Source organism: Variovorax boronicumulans (genome assembly GCF_029892485.1).
Lineage (GTDB): Bacteria > Pseudomonadota > Gammaproteobacteria > Burkholderiales > Burkholderiaceae_C > Variovorax > Variovorax boronicumulans_B.
In genome coordinates, this window is the sequence record NZ_JARXVG010000002.1 from 143,231 (window position 1) to 159,659 (window position 16,429).

Below are 16,429 nucleotides of genomic sequence, written 5' to 3' on the forward strand. Positions count from 1 at the left end.
ATGAGCCTGCGAGGCTTTTCCACGGCGAGCGCCCGGCGCGAATTCGCCTTGCTGCGCACCCGCCCCTGGGACCTTGCGATGGTCTCGTGGGTGCCGCTGCTCGCGGTGTTCCTGATCTGGTGGATCTTCTCGGCCGGCCTGCCCCAGCGCCTGCCGATCGGCGTGCTCGACCAGGACCATTCCGCCCTGTCGCGGCAGGTGGTGCGCTTTCTCGATGCCACGCCGGGCCTGCGCGTCGTGCAGTACTACGCCGACGAAGGGGCGATGGCGCGCGCGCTCACCAGCGGCGCGGTCGATGCGGCGGTGCAGCTGCCGCGCGATCTCAACCGCGACGTGAAGCGGGGGCGCGTCGGCCAGGTCGTGTTACTGCACAACGCGCAGCTGGGCACGCATTCGAGCCTGATCCAGCGCGACGTGCGCACGGCCGTCGCCACCGTCTCGGGCGGCGTCGAGCTCGCGGTGCGCAACAAGCGCGGCGAATCGATGACAGCCGCGCGCGTGAGCATGGAGCCGATCAAGGCGAGCATGGTGGCGCTGTTCAACACTTCGACGGACTACGAGCAATTCCTCGGTGCCGCGCTCATCCCGGCGCTGCTGCACATCCTGGCGATGACAGCGGGCGCATGGGCCGTGGGGCGAGAGCTTCGCGACCGCACCATCGGCGAATGGCTCGGCACCGCGCCGCGCTGGCATGAGGCGCTGGCCGCGCTGGCGGGCAAGCTCGCGCTGCCGTTCGCGAGCCTGTCGGCGGTCGGCATCGCGGCAATGCTGTGGATCACGGCGGGCCGCGGCTGGCACCCGGTCGGCTCGGTGGGCTGGACATTGTTCGCGCTGGCGGTGTTCATGGCGCTCTCCATCGCGCTGGGCGCATTCGTCTCGGCGCTCACGCGGTCGCTGCGCACCGCGCTGTCGGCCACGGGCTTCATCACCGCACCCGCCTTCGCATTCGGCGGCGTGGGCTTTCCGCTGGTGGCGATGCCGTTCTTCGCGCAGGCCTGGGCGAATCTTCTTCCCTACACGCACTACATCCGCGTGCAGATGGAGCAGTTGCAGATGGGCGCGCCGCTGGCCTATTCGGTAGCCACGCCGTTGTGGATGGTGCTGGGCACGGCCGTGCTGCTGGCCGCGTCGGCCGCTGCGCTGGTGCGCGCCGCGGCCGCACCCGACACCTGGGGAGGCCGCTGATGGACCTCGATCCAACGCGCACCCTCTTTCGCGCCGCCTGGCGCGACACCGCGCTGGCCGTGCTGCGCGACAAGGGTGTGCTGCTCATCATGCTGCTCGCGCCCATCATCTACGGCTTCTTCTACCCTTGGCCCTATGGCACGCAAGCGGTGACGCGGGTGCCGGTGGCGGTGGTCGACGAAGACCACAGCGGGCTGTCGCGGCAGATCGCGCGCTTTGCGATGGCCAATCCGCGGCTGGACGTGCGCATGGTCACCGCCGACGCGCAGGAAGCTCGCGATGCGCTCTGGCGCGGCGAGATCGAGGGCTACGCGCTGCTGCCGCACGACCTCAGGCGCAACGTGATCCGCGGGCTCCCGGCGGTGGTCACGATCGAGGGGAACGGCGCTTACGCGCTCCTGAACAAGGCGGTGCTGTACGGCTTCTCGGAGGCGGTGGGCACGGTGTCGGCGGGGGTCGAGATCCGCAAGCTGCAGGCCGGCGGGCAGAGCGCGGTGCAGGCGGCGCGAAGCCGCAGTCCGCTCAACACCCAGCTCGTGGCGCTGTTCAATCCGACCGAGGGCTACGGCAGCTATGTGGTGCCGGCAGTGGCGCTGCTGATCCTGCAGCAGACGCTTCTGATGGGCGCGGCGATGCTGGCCGGCACCTGGGCCGAGGCCGGGCACCTGCGCGCGGGCATGGGAGCATGGCTCGGGCGGCTCGGCGCGCTCTCGACCTTCGGCTTCCTGAGCGGCCTCTTCTACTTCGGCTGGGTGTTCTTCCTGCAGGACTATCCGCGGGGCGGCAACCCCTTCGGTGCGCTGGTGCTGCTGCTTTTCTACGTGCCTGCGATCTGCACGGTCGGCCTGCTGCTCGGGTGCTGGTTCCGCGACCGCGAACGGGCGCTGCAGGTGCTGCTGTTCACCGCCCTGCCGATGGCGTTTCTCTCGGGCTTCTCGTGGCCTGTCGAGGCGCTGCCCGGGCCGCTGCAGGCCCTGCGCTGGGTGTTCCCGAGCACGGCAGGCATCCAGGCATCGCTGCGGCTCAACCAGATGGGGGCACCGCTGCACGACGTGCTGCCGTATCTGGGCGTGCTGCTGTCGCTGGTGATCGCAGGGCTGCTGGCCCTGTGGCTCGCGGCGATGCCACGCAAGGGCGACGAAGGCTTCCAGCGCGAGTGAAACGTCACGGGTCTTCGTCGAAACGGCGAAACACCCGGCGATCTCGACGATCTGGTCTCTGGCACCTGCCAGCCGCCGCTTTTACAGTTTCTTTACAGGGTCGGTTGCCCTTCTGGAGAAACGAAATGTCGAAGCTGCATGTGAAGAGTGTTCTGGTTCTGGGCGGGGGCAAGGTCGGCAGCACGGTGGCCGACATGATTGCCCAGTACCACCGCATTCCGGTGACGCTGGCCGACCAGCGCACGGCCAGGCCTTCCAGCGATCCACTGGTCCGGCAGATCACGCTGGACGTGGAAGACGACGCTGCGCTCGCCAGCGAGTTGGCCTTGCACACCGTGGTCATCAACGCGCTGCCGTTCTTCCTTGCGGCGCGCGTGGCCACGCAGGCCGCACGGTTGGGTGTGCATTACTTCGACCTCACGGAAGACGTGGCGGCGACGAACGCCATCCGGCAGCTTTCCAGGGAGGCCACGTCGCTGCTGATGCCGCAGAGCGGCCTGGCACCCGGCGTGATCGGGATGCTCGGCGGCCACCTGGCGGGGCACTTCGACGCGCTGTACGACCTGCGCCTTCGGGTCGGCGCGCTGACGCGCAACGCCACGAACAGTCTGCGCTACAACTTCACCTGGAGCATCGATGGCGTCATCAACGAGTACTGCAATCCCTGCGATGCGATCGTGAATGGCCAGGTCGTGTCGGTGCAGGCACTCGAAGGCCACGAGACCTTCACGCTCGATGCCGAAGCCTTCGAGGCCTTCAACACCTCGGGCGGCCTCGGCACGCTGTGCGAGACGCTCCATGGCAAGGTGCGCAACCTCGACTACAAGACCATCCGCTATCCGGGCCACCGCGATGCGATGAACTTCCTGCTGCACGACCTGCGCCTGATCGAGCGCCGCGACCTGCTGCGCCAGGTGCTCGAGCATGCCGTGCCGCACAGCCGCGAAGACGTCGTGATCCTGTTCGCTTCGGCCTCGGGCCTGCGCGGCGGCCGCTTCGAGCAGGAGACGCGCGTGAGCCGCGTGTTCGGCGCCCCCTTGCGCGGCAAGGAGCGCACCGCGATCGAACTCACCACCGCCGCCGGCGTGGTCGGCGTGTTCGAACTGCTGCTGCAGGGCAAGCTGCCCTCGCGCGGCTTTGTCGGGCAAGAGCAGGCGCCGCTGGAGGAATTTCTGGCAACGCGCGTGGGCCATTACTACAACGGGCTCGGCGTGGCCGCAGCTGCCAGCCCCTCTGGCCAGGAACTCGCCGAAGCCTGAACGCTTCGTGCAGCTCTCGCGAAGCACACCAGGCCCGCCGTTCACAATCGACTTTTCGGTGAAGGAACTGATGGGCGAGATGAAGAACACTGTTGCCGTGCTGGGCGCCGGAATCGTCGGGGTGTCGTGCGCGCTCGAACTCCAGCGTCGGGGCTTCGACGTGACGGTCTTCGACAGGCTCGCGCCAGGCCGCGAAACGTCTTACGGCAACGCTGGGGTGATTGCCCGCAGCTCGCTGATGCCGTTCAACCATCCCGGGTTGTGGTCTTCGCTGCCCAGGCTGCTGAAGAACCAGTCCGCGAGCTTTCGCTACAACCCGCGTTTCGTCGCGAAGAACCTGCCGTGGGCGTTGAAGTTTCTGTCGAACACGCGCACGGCCGTCTTTCACGAGACCACCGCGGCGCTCGATGCGCTGATCCGTCTTTCGACGCAGGAGCATCGACGGCTCCTCTGCGAAGCTGGCGCGGCGCATCGCTTGCGCACGAGCGGTTGGCTCTTTCTCTACCGCAGCGAGGAAAGTTTTCTCGGCAGCCAGCTCTCCCGCGACACCTTCGCGAAGTTCGGCATTGCGACGCAAGCGCTCGATGCGCGAGAGCTTGCGCAGCTCGAGCCGCATCTGAAGCCTCTGTTCCCCCGCGCGCTGTGGATCCAGGACTCCTTGTCGGTGGACAGCCCGGGCCAGGTGGTCGAAGCGTATGCCAGGCTTTTCGTCGCCCGCGGAGGGCGCATCCGGCAGGCTTCGATCGGCGGACTTCACCGCCAAGGCACCGATGCCTGGCGAGTGACCGAAGACGCCGGCACGGTCCACGAGGCTTCACGTGTCGTGCTCGCACTCGGGCCATGGACCAAGGAGTTCGCGAAGAAGTCGCTGGGGCTTTCGGTGCCGATGGCTTTCGAGCGCGGCTACCACATGCACTACCGCGCGGCCGGTGGGGCCTCGCTCGGGCGCCCGGTCTACGACACCGGCGGCGGCTACGTGCTGTCGCCGATGGAACAGGGCCTGCGCCTGTCGACCGGCGTGCAGCTGACCGATCTCGAAGCACCGAAGAACCTCGCCCAGCTGGACCTGGCCGAACAGGCGGCGCGCGAGGCCTTTCCGATCGAAGACCGGCTTGAAAAAGAACCCTGGCTCGGAAGCCGGCCGACGCTGCCGGACAGCCGCCCCATCATCGGCGAATGCCCCGGCCATGCAGGGCTGTGGCTTGCGTTCGGCCATCAGCACATCGGCTTCAACACGGGCCCGGGCTCGGCCGCGCTGCTGGCATCGATGATGGCCGGGGAAGCCTGTGCGTTCGACCCCGCACCGTTTCGTCCCTCCAGGTTCATCGGCTGAGGATGTTTTGCTAGCGCCCCATCCTTACGAGCACCTGAGCAAGCCGCGCCGGCGCGCAAACCGCATGGCGTTTCGCCGGTTCGACGCGACGGTACGACGAGAACTTCGCGCCGGTCTGTCGAACTGTCGCGTTGCTTGTGACAATCGCGGCTCCTGGACTTTCGTCACCGGATGGGAAGTGCTTCTTTCCAATTTATTCAGATGGCGAGCTTTTTGCTTGGAGACACCGTGACTACAAAACGAACTTTCATCCGCACGCTCATCGCATTGACGAGCGCATTCACCTTGACCCTCGGCGCGGCGCAGGAGCCCGAAAGCTCGATGGCCCGCGTTCAACGGACCAAGGTGCTTCGCGTCGGCGCGATTGCCGGCGCCATCCCCTACTTCAACAAGGACCTGGTTTCCAGCAAGTGGGAGGGCTTCGGCCCCGACTTTTCCGAAAGCCTCGCCAGGAAGCTCGGCGCCAAGGTGGAGTACGTCGAGACGACCTGGGGCAATGCGGTGCTGGACCTGCAGTCGAACAAGATCGATGCGATGTTCGGCATGGCACCGACGCCGGCGCGCAAGGAGGTCGTGAACTTCTCCGACACCCTGTTCGACAACACCTACACCGCCGTGTGCAAGAAAGGCTTCCCGACCAAGACCTGGGAACAGCTGAATGCGCCGGAAAACAAGATCGTGGTCGACGTGGGCTCGAGCCATGACCAATTGGCCACGCGCGTTCTCCCGAAGGCACAGGTGCAGCGCCTGGAGAACTCGGGCTCCGCAACGCTCGCCCTGCAGGCGGGCCGCGCCGACTGCCAGATCCTGGTGATCCTGCTGGCGCAGCCGCTCCTCGCCAAGCGCGCCAGCATCGGCACGATGCAGATCCCGACACCGGTCTACACCGCCCCCGTCAGCATCGGCCTGCGCAAGGAAGCCGACCCCGCCATGCAGGCGGCGGTCAACGCCTGGCTGAACGAAGTCCGCGCGAAGGGCGAGGTCCGCAGCGTGATCCTGAAAAACATGGAGAAGCTCGCAGGCGTTCCCGCCAGCGCGTTCCCGCCCGAAATCAAGTTCTGACGCAAGCCTCCCATGGAATACGCTGAATCGCAGGAGGCGCCGAAGTCGCGGTCTCGCCTGGGCGTCGCCCTGATGGTGGTCCTGGGGGTGGCCGGTGCCTGGGCCCTGGTCAGGCATTTCGCAGGCGGGAGCGCTGCGTCGGCTGGCTACGAATGGGATTTCACCGTGCTGTGGAAGTATCGTTCGCTGCTCATCGCCGGATTGCTCTACACGCTGCTCTTCACGGTGATCTGCGTGGTGCTGGGGCTGCTGGTGGGCCTGCTCACGGGGCTGGGGCGCCTGTCGACCAACCCGTACATCACGGCGCCGCTGCGGGCCTACATCGAGGTGTTCCGGTGCACACCGGTGTTGGTGCAGCTCGTGTGGTTCTACTACGCGCTGCCCGTGCTCACCGGCCTCGAGCTGTCGGCAACTGCGGCCGCCACCCTGTGCCTGACGCTGTACGGCGGTGCGTTCTATTCCGAGATCGTCCGCGGCGGGATCATCGCCGTCGATTCGGGACAGACGGAAGCGGGCAAGGCGCTGGGCATGACACGCCTGCAGCTGCTTCGCCGCGTGGTGCTGCCGCAGGCATTCAAGAAGATGGTGCCGCCCCTGATGAACCAATCCATCATGCAGCTGAAGAACACCTCGCTGCTCTCGGTTCTGGCCGTGCCGGACCTGCTCTACCAGGGCCAGGTCATCGCGCACGACACCTACCGCCCCCTGGAGCTCTACACCTTCATTGCGGTCGCCTATTTCGTCGTGCTCCTGCCCGTCACGATCTGGGCCAAGCGCATGGAGTACGGCGCGGCGAAGGAGGCCTGAGATGACCCAGGCCGTGATCGAAATTACCGGGCTGCGAAAGTCCTTCGGCGCCCACGTCGTCCTCAAGGACATCTCGCTGAAGATCGAGCGCGGCCAGGTGGTCGCCATGATCGGGCCTTCGGGCTCCGGCAAGTCCACGCTGCTTCGCTGCATCAACCTGCTGACCATTCCGGACGGCGGGCGCATCGCCGTCGGCGACCAGACGATCCAGTTCAGCGGCAAGCAGACAGCGCTGCCCAGCGAGCGAAAGCTTGCGAAGTTCCGCGCTTCCACGGGCATGGTGTTCCAGCACTTCAACCTGTTCCCGCACATGACGGCGCTGCAGAACGTCATGGAAGGGCCGCTCACCGTGCTCAAGACCCCGAAGGCAGAAGCGGCCGCCGCAGCCCGGGCGCTGCTGCAGAAGGTGGGGCTGCTCGAGCGCGCCGACTACTACCCCGACAAGCTCTCGGGCGGCCAGAAGCAGCGCGTGGCGATCGCGCGCGCGCTGGCGATGAAGCCGAACGTCATGCTCTTCGACGAAGCCACCTCGGCGCTGGACCCCGAACTCGTCGGCGAAGTGCTGACCGTGATCAAGGAACTGGCCAAGGAAGGCATGACCATGATCCTCGTCACCCACGAGATCGGCTTCGCCCGCGAGGTGGCCGACCAGGTGATCTTCATGCGCGACGGGGTGGTGGCGGAAGCCGGCCCGCCCAGCATCGTGATCGACAACCCGCAGCAGGAATCGACGCGCGCTTTCCTGGGCCGCTTCAAGGGATCGGCTGCAGCAGCCATTGCCTAATGGCTGGCGTGCACTGTCGTAGCATGCCGCTCAGGTCCCGACAACTTCAGAAGGCAGTGCGATGAATGCAGGACTCGACGATCTGGACCGCCACCTGTTGAGCCTGCTCCAGGCCAACGCCAGGGACCCCGCCGCGAATCTGGGGCGCAAGCTCAAGATCGCGCGCACCACCGTCGTGGCGCGCATTGCCCGCCTCGAACGCGAAGGCGTTGTCGCGGGTTACGGCGTGCGCCTCGGCCAGAAGCTGGAGCATGCCGCCGTCCGGGCGATCTGCGGCATCAGCGTCGATGCGAAGCGCGCGCCCGCCGTGATCCGGGCGCTCGAGCGCGTGCCGGAGGTGGAGGAGCTCTCGGCCGTGAGCGGCCAATTCGACTACATGGTTTTCCTGCGGTGCGAAACCCCCGAAAAGCTGGACATGCTGCTCGACCAGCTGGGCCAGCTCGACGGCATCAAACAGACGCAGACATCGATCGTGCTGAGCCGAAAAATAGATCGCCGAAGCGCCCTTCCCGCGGTTGCCTGAGATTCTTCTCGCATGAATGCTGCCGCTCCCGGTTTTCTCGGCGTGTTGATGCTCGACACGCGCTTTCCACGGCCCCCAGGCGATGTCGGCAATCCCGAGACCTACGCGCGGGCAGGCATCCCGGTGCGATTTTTCACCGTGGAAGGTGCTTCGCCCAGACGCATCGTCGAGGAAGCGGACCCTCGCCTGATCCAGCCATTCGTCGATGCCGCGGTGCGGCTGGTCGCGGAGGGCGCGTCGATGATCACCACGAGTTGCGGCTTTTTGGCCGTCTACCAGGACGTGATCGCGAGGGCTGTCCCGGTGCCGGTGCTGACGTCGAGCCTTCTGCAGGTGCCGCGTCATGCGCGCCCGGGCATCGTCACTTTCGATGCGCAATCCCTGACCCCGCAGATTCTCCAGGCTGCCGGGGTGCCGGCGGAAACACCTATCACGGGTGTGCGGCCGGGCTGCGAATTCCATCGCCGCATCCTGAACAACGACACGGTGCTCGATCTCGCCGAGGCGCAGCGCAACGTCGTCGACGCGGCCATGCGGCTGGTGGAAGCGTCACCCTCGGTGGAGAACATCGTGCTCGAGTGCACGAACATGCCGCCCTACAGGGAGGCGGTGGCAGCAGCCACGGGCCGCGAAGTGCACGACATCGAAACGCTGATCCTGGACGCTTGGCGCACTGCGCGCAGCGCGTCTTCCTGACTCCGAACTCCTAGCGCTGGCTCTCGGCGGCCACGGCGCGCACCAGCCGCGTGGCGGGCGCCACAAGCTCGCGCAGGTCGCCGGCGCGGCCCTGCTCGATGGCCTGCAGCACCAGCTCGTTGATGCCTCCCACCACCGTCATCGCCATCTGGCTCGTGAGATGTGCGGTCCTGTCGCCTTCCGCGCCGCTGCTGTTGATCGCCACCTGGATGAAGTTGGCGATCTCGTCGTTGACGCGGCGGCGTGCCGCAAGGCCCGGCATGCCGAGCCCGAGGATCTCGACGAAGAGCGTGCGCAAGAGGACCGGGTCCTGCGCGAGGTAGTCGAAGTACGCGGCCATCGCCTGCTCGACCTGCGCATGCCAAGGCTGCACGGGGTCGAAGGCCTCGCTCACCGCCTGCAGGGCGAGGCGGCTGGCGGTTTCGTACAGCGCGATCAGGCACTCGGTCTTGGTGCTGAAGTGCTCGTAGAACGTGCGGCGCGATACGGAGGCCTCGCGCACGATGTCCGCAATGGTCGTATCGGCGTAACCCTTGGCCGCCACGGCCTGCGCCATGCCCTGCAGGAGGCGCGCACGGTGTTCGCTCTCCGTGCCCTCGGCGGACTTGGCAGTCGCGATTTTTTCAATGGTGTCGCTCATGGATGGCACATTTTCCTACGTCTCGGTACTTGACAGTACCAGCATCGACTCGCACCATGAAGGCATGCGGTACGAAGCTGTACCAGTCTTCTTCCAACGCCTGTCCCGAGGATTGTTTTCATGACCGAACTCGTTGTCCGCCGCCTTCTGATCGACCTGCAATCGCCTTTTGCCCGCAACTGGTGCGGCGGCGATGCATTCTCGACCGCCTTCTTCAACGCCCTGTCGATGAGTTTCCCTTTTGGCGAGCAATTCTTCATCGACGCCGTGCGCGACGCGGTGGTGACCCTGCCGCCCGAAGTGCAGGAAAAGTACCGCGACGACGTGCGCGGTTTCATCGGGCAGGAAGCCACGCACCGGCGCATCCACACGCTTTTCAACAACCACCTCGAGAGCCAGGGCCTGGTCGATGGCTGGACGGCGCGCGCCAACAAGCGGTTGGCACTGATGGAGGAAGCCGATCCGCGGCACGCGCTGGCCGTCACGGCCGCCACCGAGCACTTCACCGCGATGTTCGCCGAATGGCTGCTGGCCCGCCCGGAGATCCTCGACGGCGCGGAGCCGCGCTTGCGCACCATGTGGCTGTGGCACAGCGCCGAGGAACTGGAGCACAAGTCGGTCGCCTTCGACGTCTACAAGGCCACGGGCGGCTCGGAGGAATGGCGCAAGCGCTGGTTCCGCCGCGTGACCGTCATGTTCCTTGGCGACCTGATGCACCAGACCATCGACAACCTGCGCCACGAAAAGCAGTTGTGGAAATGGGCGACCTGGAAGAGCGCGGCGCGCATTCTCCTGAGCAAGGACGGCCTGCTGCGCGGCAACCTGCGCGGCTGGCGCGCCTACCTGCGCGCCGACTTCCATCCGGCGCAGCAGGACAGCAGCCTGTCGACGCGATGGCTGGCCGACAACCGGGCGCAATACATGCCCGTGGGCGGCGCACCCGAGGCCGCTGCCGCGGCTCAGTAAAGGCCGGCGCGCTGCGACAGGGCGCCGTGGCCCGTCTGCTGCTGCTCGGAGCGCAGCGTCAGATCGTGCAGGGTGTCGAAATCAGAGGGCGCGTCGGGCACGCGCATCACCATCTCGAGCTCGTGCATCGAAGCGATCCACCGGCCGGCGGCCGAATCGGCCGGCTCGTCGTTGGCGAAGGTGCCGTCGCGGATGTAGAGGGTCTCGCCCTCAGGACGCTCGGCATGGAGCTCGACCAGGCGGGCGATCGAGAAGTTGTACGTCACGAGCTTCTCGCGCGTCTTGCGGTCCTTGCCGCCACAGTTGAAGGAGCCTTCCGCCGCGATGACGATGCAGGAGCCCTCGACGCCGCCGTCCATGTCGATCTCGTTGCCGGAACGCCAGATGGCGTTGGGCAGGCGCACCCGCACCTTGTCGATCACCAGGTCGCGCTGCTTGTTGAGGCTGCTGAGGGGCGGCACCAGGGAACGCAACTGCCGCAAGCGCTCCGCGAAGTTGTCGTCCATGAGGAATTCGACGTGGTGCGTGGCGCTGCCCGACGAGCGCTTGACCACCTGCATGACGACATGGCGCGGCTTGCTCATGGAAGAACCCTTTGGCACGCGTCAACGTCCACGCCCAATGCCGGGCAGCCATGGCCTTGCTGGAATTGATTTGTCATCGGCTACAGATTAGAACTTTTGAATGAATGCAATCACATGCATCATTTGTGTCCAACTGTATATCGATTAAGTCCGTTTTGAAAGGAAATCTGCGACATGCCCGCGCGGACATGTCGCCAAAACGTCGCCGCTTCGTGCTAGCAGGAAGCTAGCTCGACGACGTTTCCGACTGCTCCAGCGCTTCGTCGAGTGCCTTGCACGAAGGCGCGCAGACAGTTTGCGACTTGCCCAGCACCTGGCGCGTGCGCAATTGCGAACGCACGCGGTGCTTGCCGCACATGAAGCAGGACATGGTCGCCCCGCTGAAAGACGCCGAAGCGCGGAACGGGGAACCCGGTGTCTTGGTCTTGTAGCGCAGGCCGTCCGCCACCACTGCCGTCTTCACTTCACCCTTCGCCATGCGTCTTGTCCTTGTTCGTTTTGGCAGCGCCCATGGCGCGTGCAATGGTTTCCCTGGCGCTTATTTCAGCCGCAAGAGAAGCGTCCAATGCCGAGCGGCAAAGCCCGGCGTGCTGATAGTTGAGGTTCTCATAAACCTCGGATGCGGCCGGATAGGCATCGAGCAGGCGGCCCAGATCGGCGCCTGGCGCGACATCCTCGAACTCATGTACCAGGTGCTCGACCACCGAGCGGTACTGCTCGGCACCGACGGGCACGGCGCTGTGTTCGAGCCGTTCCAGCAGTTGAGCCAGCACCTGGGTCACTGCCAGATCGGTCTTGGGGGACGGATTATGGGTCGTGTTCATGGGTTGCATCTGGGGGCAGCATACGCCTATGCAAGTGGCTGGTCGTGCAGGGCGGTCTCCGGCTCCCCCGCTTTCTGGGCCGCCTGCATGCGCTGGAGCAGGCTGTGGAGCATTTCCGTGGAGAGCCCGTGGATCACCAGCCGGTGCCCAGCCCGCAGGGTCGACAGGGGTACCAGCGGGTGCTTGTTGTTGACCAGGATCAGGTGCTCGGGCGCATTCAGGATGGTCGCGGTGTAAATACCGATGGTTTCGTCCAGTTGCAATGAATTGGCCGCGCGCCAGAAATCGTTGTCGGTCAGCATCAGCTGGTAGAGCGGCGTGAACAGCTCGATGGCGCTCTGCAGGTCGAGGAAATTGAGCTTCCCATCCGGCATGTCCTCCAGCCGCAACCCCGGCTCCTTGATCATCGAGAAATCGACCTCCTCCGCCTTGCACAGCGCCGTGCCCTTCTCGCGCAGCGCGGTGTTCAGGCGGATCACGAAGTTGAAGAGGTTCAGGTCGTGCTTCAGGAACATTTCGTCCTTCAGCGCGTCGATGTCCGCCGGTTCCAGCGGGTTGGTGGGCACGGGCGCGGGCGAATTGCGCCCGATGAAGGCCAGCACCTGCGATCCCAGGTGAAAGTGGCGAAGGATCAGCCAGTTCGCCTCCGGCGACACGAAGCGCTTGAGCCCCCAGGCCAGAAAGCGGTGCAGCAGCATCGAATGCGACCAGTTGCGCGGCACGAACACCTTCACGATCTGGATCAGGATGATCGTGAGCCGCGCAATCGGCCGCAAAAAAGGCAGCAGGTACTGGCGCGAGCCCGAGCTCGAATCGGCAAGCCACGCCGACTTGACGTTGTCCGGCAGCGGCGTGCTCTGGTCGAGGTAGAGCGCGAGCCACGGGCTCGGGTCGCGATCGTCGTGCGTTTGCGTCAGGAATTCAGGCGTTCGGCTCATTGGAAACCTCCGCCTGCGGCTGCGGTATTCGCCTTGGGGCGGCCCGGCGGCTCATGGGGCATCCGCTCCGTGATGTGCTGGAACTGCATCAGGTACAGCGCGGCCGTGTGGCGCGCCGTGTCGATGATCTGGCGGGCCGCGCGGGCTTGCCCTTCCACGGCCATGACCATCTCGACCGCGGCGAGCCAGCGGTTCAGGTGGTTCTCGTCGTTGTGGCCGTGGTACTCGAGAAAGCGGAAGGCATCGGGCGGCAGCTTCACGCTCGCCTTGATGAGCGGCAGCAGCGCCGGCACGATGCGCTGGCCCGTGCCTTCGATGATGTAGATCGCGCCCAGCAGGCCGATCGGGTCGCGCGTGGCGGCCAGGCCGTGCAGGTAGGCGTTGAGCGCCTCGCCGCCGGGGTTGCGGCGCAGGTCGTCGATCTGCGCGACCGTGCCGCCGGCCTTCTGGTAGTCGCTGAAGAGGATGTTGAAGTCGTTCTGCTCCTCGCCCGCGTGCACGTCGATCAGCGAGGCCAGCATCTTGTACGGCCCGCTCAGCGAAGCAGCGCCTTCGCGCATCCACTTGCTGCCTTCGCGCACCTGCGGCACCCATTGCTCCATCCAGTTCAGGTAGTCGGGCAAGGCGAAGCGGCGCTCGCGGATCTGGCGGATCAGCGGCGTGCGCCAGACGCGGGAGCGGTAGTCGTGCCAGATGGCGGCCAGTTCCGTGAGCAGGGCGCCCAAGCCTTCAGGCGCGGCGGCTGGATCGTGCGGGGGCGCGATGACCAGATCGTCGTCCGGCACGGCGGCGCGGGGCGCCACCATTGCCACAGGCGCCGCATCGGTCGCCTCGACCTCGAGCAGCATGTACGCCGCCATGAAGCGCCCCGACTCGGGCACGTAGCAGAAGATCTGCTCGCCAGGCTTCAACGTCTTCGTATGAAGGAATTCGGCCAGCATGATGAGGATCGACGCCGCGCCCGTGTTGCCACGCCACGCGAGGTTGCTCCACCAGCGCTCGCGCGGAATCGAGAGGTCGGCCTTGTTCATCAGGTCTTCGACGACCGGAATGAATTTTTCCGACGAGTAGTGGCACAGGAAGTGATCGACCCGCTTCGGATCGACCCAGCCGTCGCGCACCAGCCCCGCGTATTCGTGGATGCCGATGTCGAACAGGTGCGGCAGCAGGCGGATGTCCTGCCGCAGCGAGAGCGCGCCGGCGGCTTCGGCCTCGGCCCATGAGCCGAAGTCGAGGTGGCCGCGCGCGCGATCCTCGGTCAGGCCGAGCTGCATGCAGACGGGGTAGTCGCCCGAGAAAGCCCGCTGGTGCACCCACTTCAGTTTCAGACGTAGCCCGGGCGCACCGGCCAGCGCAGGTGAACCATCGGACAGCAGCAGCGCCCCTGCGCCATCGGACAGCATCCAGCGCAGGAAGTGCGAGTCGAAGTCGGTTTCATAGCCACGCGCCGCGAAGCGCGAGCGCTTGAAAAGACGCGACGGCATCTCGCTCGCCACCGCCATCGCCGAGCGATGTGCGCCCAGCTCGATGCCCTGCGCGGCCGTCTGGATTGCCGACACGCCGGCCGCGCAAATGCCATGCACCGAATGCGTCTCCATCGGCTGCGCGGCGAGCTCGCCCTGGATCATGTTCGCGAACCCCGGCATCAGCGTGTCGCCGCCCGAGGAGCCGCTGGCCAGCAGCGACACGCGCGAGAGTTCCGCGCCCCCGCGCTGCAGGCAATCGCGAATCGCACCGGCAGCAAGCTGCGCATTGGTGTGCTGCGTCACGCCTTCGGAATCGATGGCGTAGTGCCGCGTGAGGATGCCGTTCTCCGCGAGGATGCGCCGCTTGATGCGCTCGGACATGCGGTTGAGCGGCGCGATGTACGCGTCCATGCGGTCGTTGGGAATCGGCTCGCCCGGCATGAAATAGCCGGCGCTCTCGAGGTACACGCGTTGGAATGAAACAGGCATGGTTCAGTGAGTGAAGGAATCGGGAGGCATCAGCGAGCGGCTGCGAAAACGCGGCCACACGGCCCCCAGCACGAAGACCCGCAGCATGTAGGGAACCAGCCCGCCCTCGTTGAGCACGGGATCGACCTGCGCGCGGTAGCGCGTGCGGTGCAGGTGCGTGAGCTCGGACCAATGGGCATGCGGGTTCTCGTGATGTGCGGTGTGCAGGCCGATGTTGAACAACAACGGGTTCACCAACCCTTCGAAATTGCGTGCGTAGTTCAGCCTGCCACCGGGGGTATCGCGCAGCGCCTCTTCGCGATAGGGCTTGCGGCCGTCGGCATGCGCGTGCTGCAGGTAGTTGGTCGCCAGCAGCCAGTGCAGGCCGTGCAGCTGCGGCACGATCACGAAGAGCAGGGCCTTCTGCCAATCGACGGCCAGCAGCACGGCCCAGCTTGCCAACCACAACACGTACTGCGCGATGCAATAACGCCAGGCGCCGCGCCGGTGCGTCCGCAGCCGCGCGAGCCAGCCGACGAACACCGGCACCAGCACCCACACCGCCTGGAACGGATGCAGCAGATAGCCCCAGAGGTGGTTGGTATCGCCACCGAAGCGGTAGGTGCGCGCCACGTCATTCGGCCCGTGCCGGTGGCGATGGTGATTGGCCACATGCGCGGGCCAGAACACGAAGGTCGGGTGGCCCTGCAGCAGCGTGATCCAGAAGTCCGTCAGCCGGTTCATGCGCCGCCCGCGCCACATGCGCAGGTGCACGTGGTTGTGGTGGATCACGCCGACGCCGAGCGTGAGGAACAGCATCAGCGCGTAGAGCAGCACGTCGAAGCCGTTCACCCACTGCCATGCGGCCAGGACCGGCAGCGCCATGAGGTACGCGAGGCTTTGCCAGTCGCGCCAATGACGAAGGCGCAGCAGGCCGCGCGACGACGCCTCAGGCGGGAGTGCCATGCCGCCGCGCCTCTTTGTCCCGGAAGGCCTGGAAGTGCGGCTCGGCCGCGTCCGCCGCGATGCGCGTCCTGAACAGCCGGTCCATGAAGGTGAACTGGAAGCCGTAGTTGCCGCTGTGGCAGGCGTGGTGCAAATGGTGCCGGCGGCTCGCCGCGAACCAGTGGCTGTACGACACGCCGGTGAAGAAGTCGTAGTTCGAGTGCCCCACGCAGTTGAAGAACAGGCTGAACACCGGCACCGCCGCCAGCGACCAGAAGCTGAAGTCGTGCACCACCATCGGCAGCAGGATCACGTTGCCGAGCATCAGTGCCTCGATCGGATGAAAGCTGTAGGTGGCCCACGGCGTGGTCACGAACGAGCGGTGATGCGGCCCGTGAAAACGGCGCAGCAGGCGCGTGTGCAGCAGGCGATGGTTGATCCAGAAATGCACGTCGTTCCACACGGCGAGCACCAGGATCTCCACGGCAATCTGCCGCCATCCCGCATCCGCATCGAGCCGCGCCCAGCCCAGTTGCAGCAAGCCCCACGGAAACACCATGCCCAGCCCGAAGATCAGTACCGAGATGCCCGACTGCGAGAGCTCCCGCCGCAGTTGCCCCGGCTGCAGCGGCCGCGGATCGAGCACCCGCCCGATGCCCAGCGCCGGCAGCACCCGCTTCGTGAGAAGCCAGCTGATGGCACCGAAGCCGAGATAGATACCGCCAAAAAAAAGCACGCCCCACAGCATGACCTGCAGGGCGGGCAGTGAGGTGAAGGTCTGCGCCATCC

At 66.0% G+C, this 16,429-nt stretch carries 18 protein-coding genes; 10 read left to right on the forward strand and 8 right to left on the reverse strand.

Features of this window, described 5'->3' with window-relative positions; all coding sequences use genetic code 11:
- The 9 genes from M2282_RS05835 to M2282_RS05875 all read left to right on the forward strand — a co-directional run bounded on the left by M2282_RS05835 (nt 1) and on the right by M2282_RS05875 (nt 8,809).
- Nucleotides 1–1,185 carry an ABC transporter permease gene (locus tag M2282_RS05835; protein WP_280807841.1) on the forward strand — a complete coding sequence of 395 codons (1,185 nt, stop codon included), beginning with the start codon at nt 1–3 and terminating at the stop codon, nt 1,183–1,185.
- Complete coding sequence (locus tag M2282_RS05840) at nt 1,185–2,345, forward strand: ABC transporter permease (RefSeq protein ID WP_280807842.1); 1,161 nt, start codon at nt 1,185–1,187, stop codon at nt 2,343–2,345. Before M2282_RS05835 ends, M2282_RS05840 begins: the two co-directional genes overlap by 1 nt.
- Nucleotides 2,346–2,470: 125 nt before the next feature.
- Complete coding sequence (locus M2282_RS05845; RefSeq protein ID WP_280807843.1) at nt 2,471–3,604, forward strand: saccharopine dehydrogenase family protein; 1,134 nt, start codon at nt 2,471–2,473, stop codon at nt 3,602–3,604.
- 79 nt (nt 3,605–3,683) lie between these two features.
- Nucleotides 3,684–4,937 (forward strand): NAD(P)/FAD-dependent oxidoreductase, encoded by a 1,254-nt coding sequence (locus M2282_RS05850; RefSeq protein ID WP_280807844.1) that lies wholly within the window; start codon nt 3,684–3,686, stop codon nt 4,935–4,937.
- A 228-nt stretch (nt 4,938–5,165) separates the two neighbouring features.
- Entirely contained in the window at nt 5,166–5,999 is an 834-nt protein-coding gene (locus M2282_RS05855; protein WP_280807845.1) for a transporter substrate-binding domain-containing protein, read from the forward strand.
- Nucleotides 6,000–6,011: 12 nt separating this feature from the next.
- Entirely contained in the window at nt 6,012–6,806 is a 795-nt protein-coding gene (locus tag M2282_RS05860; protein ID WP_280807846.1) for an amino acid ABC transporter permease, read from the forward strand.
- Between the two features lies 1 nt (nt 6,807).
- Entirely contained in the window at nt 6,808–7,590 is a 783-nt protein-coding gene (locus tag M2282_RS05865) for an amino acid ABC transporter ATP-binding protein (protein ID WP_280807847.1), read from the forward strand.
- Nucleotides 7,591–7,651: 61 nt separating this feature from the next.
- Nucleotides 7,652–8,113: an Lrp/AsnC family transcriptional regulator gene (locus tag M2282_RS05870; protein ID WP_280807848.1), complete on the forward strand. Its 462-nt coding sequence runs from the start codon at nt 7,652–7,654 to the stop codon at nt 8,111–8,113.
- Nucleotides 8,114–8,125: 12 nt separating this feature from the next.
- On the forward strand, nt 8,126–8,809 hold the full coding sequence (locus M2282_RS05875) for an aspartate/glutamate racemase family protein (protein ID WP_280807849.1): 684 nt from the start codon (nt 8,126–8,128) through the stop codon (nt 8,807–8,809).
- A 10-nt stretch (nt 8,810–8,819) separates the two neighbouring features.
- On the opposite strand, the gene M2282_RS05880 is transcribed toward M2282_RS05875, so the two are convergent.
- Nucleotides 8,820–9,449: a TetR/AcrR family transcriptional regulator gene (locus M2282_RS05880; protein WP_280807850.1), complete on the reverse strand. Its 630-nt coding sequence runs from the start codon at nt 9,447–9,449 to the stop codon at nt 8,820–8,822.
- Between the two features lie 120 nt (nt 9,450–9,569).
- On the opposite strand from M2282_RS05880, the gene M2282_RS05885 reads away from it, so the two are divergent.
- Nucleotides 9,570–10,415 carry a metal-dependent hydrolase gene (locus M2282_RS05885; protein ID WP_280807851.1) on the forward strand — a complete coding sequence of 282 codons (846 nt, stop codon included), beginning with the start codon at nt 9,570–9,572 and terminating at the stop codon, nt 10,413–10,415.
- Here the strand turns inward: M2282_RS05885 and M2282_RS05890 are convergent.
- The 7 genes from M2282_RS05890 to M2282_RS05920 form a co-directional block, all read right to left on the reverse strand.
- A complete protein-coding gene (locus M2282_RS05890) occupies nt 10,409–10,999 on the reverse strand; it encodes a hypothetical protein (protein WP_280807852.1) in 591 nt (196 codons plus the stop codon). The genes M2282_RS05885 and M2282_RS05890 overlap by 7 nt on opposite strands.
- Before the next feature lie 226 nt (nt 11,000–11,225).
- Nucleotides 11,226–11,477: a hypothetical protein gene (locus M2282_RS05895; RefSeq protein ID WP_280807853.1), complete on the reverse strand. Its 252-nt coding sequence runs from the start codon at nt 11,475–11,477 to the stop codon at nt 11,226–11,228.
- Nucleotides 11,464–11,823 carry a hypothetical protein gene (locus tag M2282_RS05900; RefSeq protein WP_432422869.1) on the reverse strand — a complete coding sequence of 120 codons (360 nt, stop codon included), beginning with the start codon at nt 11,821–11,823 and terminating at the stop codon, nt 11,464–11,466. The genes M2282_RS05895 and M2282_RS05900 overlap by 14 nt, the downstream gene beginning before the upstream one ends.
- A gap of 26 nt (nt 11,824–11,849) precedes the next feature.
- On the reverse strand, nt 11,850–12,761 hold the full coding sequence (locus tag M2282_RS05905; protein ID WP_280807855.1) for a DUF6999 family protein: 912 nt from the start codon (nt 12,759–12,761) through the stop codon (nt 11,850–11,852).
- Nucleotides 12,758–14,716, reverse strand: a complete 1,959-nt coding sequence (locus M2282_RS05910; protein ID WP_280807856.1) for an iron-containing redox enzyme family protein — start codon at nt 14,714–14,716, stop codon at nt 12,758–12,760. Before M2282_RS05910 ends, M2282_RS05905 begins: the two co-directional genes overlap by 4 nt.
- 3 nt (nt 14,717–14,719) lie before the next feature.
- Complete coding sequence (locus M2282_RS05915) at nt 14,720–15,661, reverse strand: fatty acid desaturase (RefSeq protein WP_280807857.1); 942 nt, start codon at nt 15,659–15,661, stop codon at nt 14,720–14,722.
- Nucleotides 15,645–16,427, reverse strand: a complete 783-nt coding sequence (locus M2282_RS05920) for a sterol desaturase family protein (RefSeq protein WP_280807858.1) — start codon at nt 16,425–16,427, stop codon at nt 15,645–15,647. Before M2282_RS05920 ends, M2282_RS05915 begins: the two co-directional genes overlap by 17 nt.
- Nucleotides 16,428–16,429 lie beyond the last annotated feature (2 nt).

Coding starts and splice junctions, on each gene's coding strand:
- M2282_RS05835 (WP_280807841.1), top strand. CDS start 1: ATGAGCCTGCGAGGCTTTTCCACGGCGAGCGCCCGGCGCGAATTCGCC.
- M2282_RS05865 (WP_280807847.1), top strand. CDS start 6,808: ATGACCCAGGCCGTGATCGAAATTACCGGGCTGCGAAAGTCCTTCGGC.
- M2282_RS05840 (WP_280807842.1), top strand. CDS start 1,185: ATGGACCTCGATCCAACGCGCACCCTCTTTCGCGCCGCCTGGCGCGAC.
- M2282_RS05860 (WP_280807846.1), top strand. CDS start 6,012: ATGGAATACGCTGAATCGCAGGAGGCGCCGAAGTCGCGGTCTCGCCTG.
- M2282_RS05845 (WP_280807843.1), top strand. CDS start 2,471: ATGTCGAAGCTGCATGTGAAGAGTGTTCTGGTTCTGGGCGGGGGCAAG.
- M2282_RS05885 (WP_280807851.1), top strand. CDS start 9,570: ATGACCGAACTCGTTGTCCGCCGCCTTCTGATCGACCTGCAATCGCCT.
- M2282_RS05900 (WP_432422869.1), bottom strand. CDS start 11,823: ATGAACACGACCCATAATCCGTCCCCCAAGACCGATCTGGCAGTGACC.
- M2282_RS05905 (WP_280807855.1), bottom strand. CDS start 12,761: ATGAGCCGAACGCCTGAATTCCTGACGCAAACGCACGACGATCGCGAC.
- M2282_RS05895 (WP_280807853.1), bottom strand. CDS start 11,477: ATGGCGAAGGGTGAAGTGAAGACGGCAGTGGTGGCGGACGGCCTGCGC.
- M2282_RS05875 (WP_280807849.1), top strand. CDS start 8,126: ATGAATGCTGCCGCTCCCGGTTTTCTCGGCGTGTTGATGCTCGACACG.
- M2282_RS05870 (WP_280807848.1), top strand. CDS start 7,652: ATGAATGCAGGACTCGACGATCTGGACCGCCACCTGTTGAGCCTGCTC.
- M2282_RS05880 (WP_280807850.1), bottom strand. CDS start 9,449: ATGAGCGACACCATTGAAAAAATCGCGACTGCCAAGTCCGCCGAGGGC.
- M2282_RS05890 (WP_280807852.1), bottom strand. CDS start 10,999: ATGAGCAAGCCGCGCCATGTCGTCATGCAGGTGGTCAAGCGCTCGTCG.
- M2282_RS05920 (WP_280807858.1), bottom strand. CDS start 16,427: ATGGCGCAGACCTTCACCTCACTGCCCGCCCTGCAGGTCATGCTGTGG.
- M2282_RS05850 (WP_280807844.1), top strand. CDS start 3,684: ATGAAGAACACTGTTGCCGTGCTGGGCGCCGGAATCGTCGGGGTGTCG.
- M2282_RS05910 (WP_280807856.1), bottom strand. CDS start 14,716: ATGCCTGTTTCATTCCAACGCGTGTACCTCGAGAGCGCCGGCTATTTC.
- M2282_RS05915 (WP_280807857.1), bottom strand. CDS start 15,661: ATGGCACTCCCGCCTGAGGCGTCGTCGCGCGGCCTGCTGCGCCTTCGT.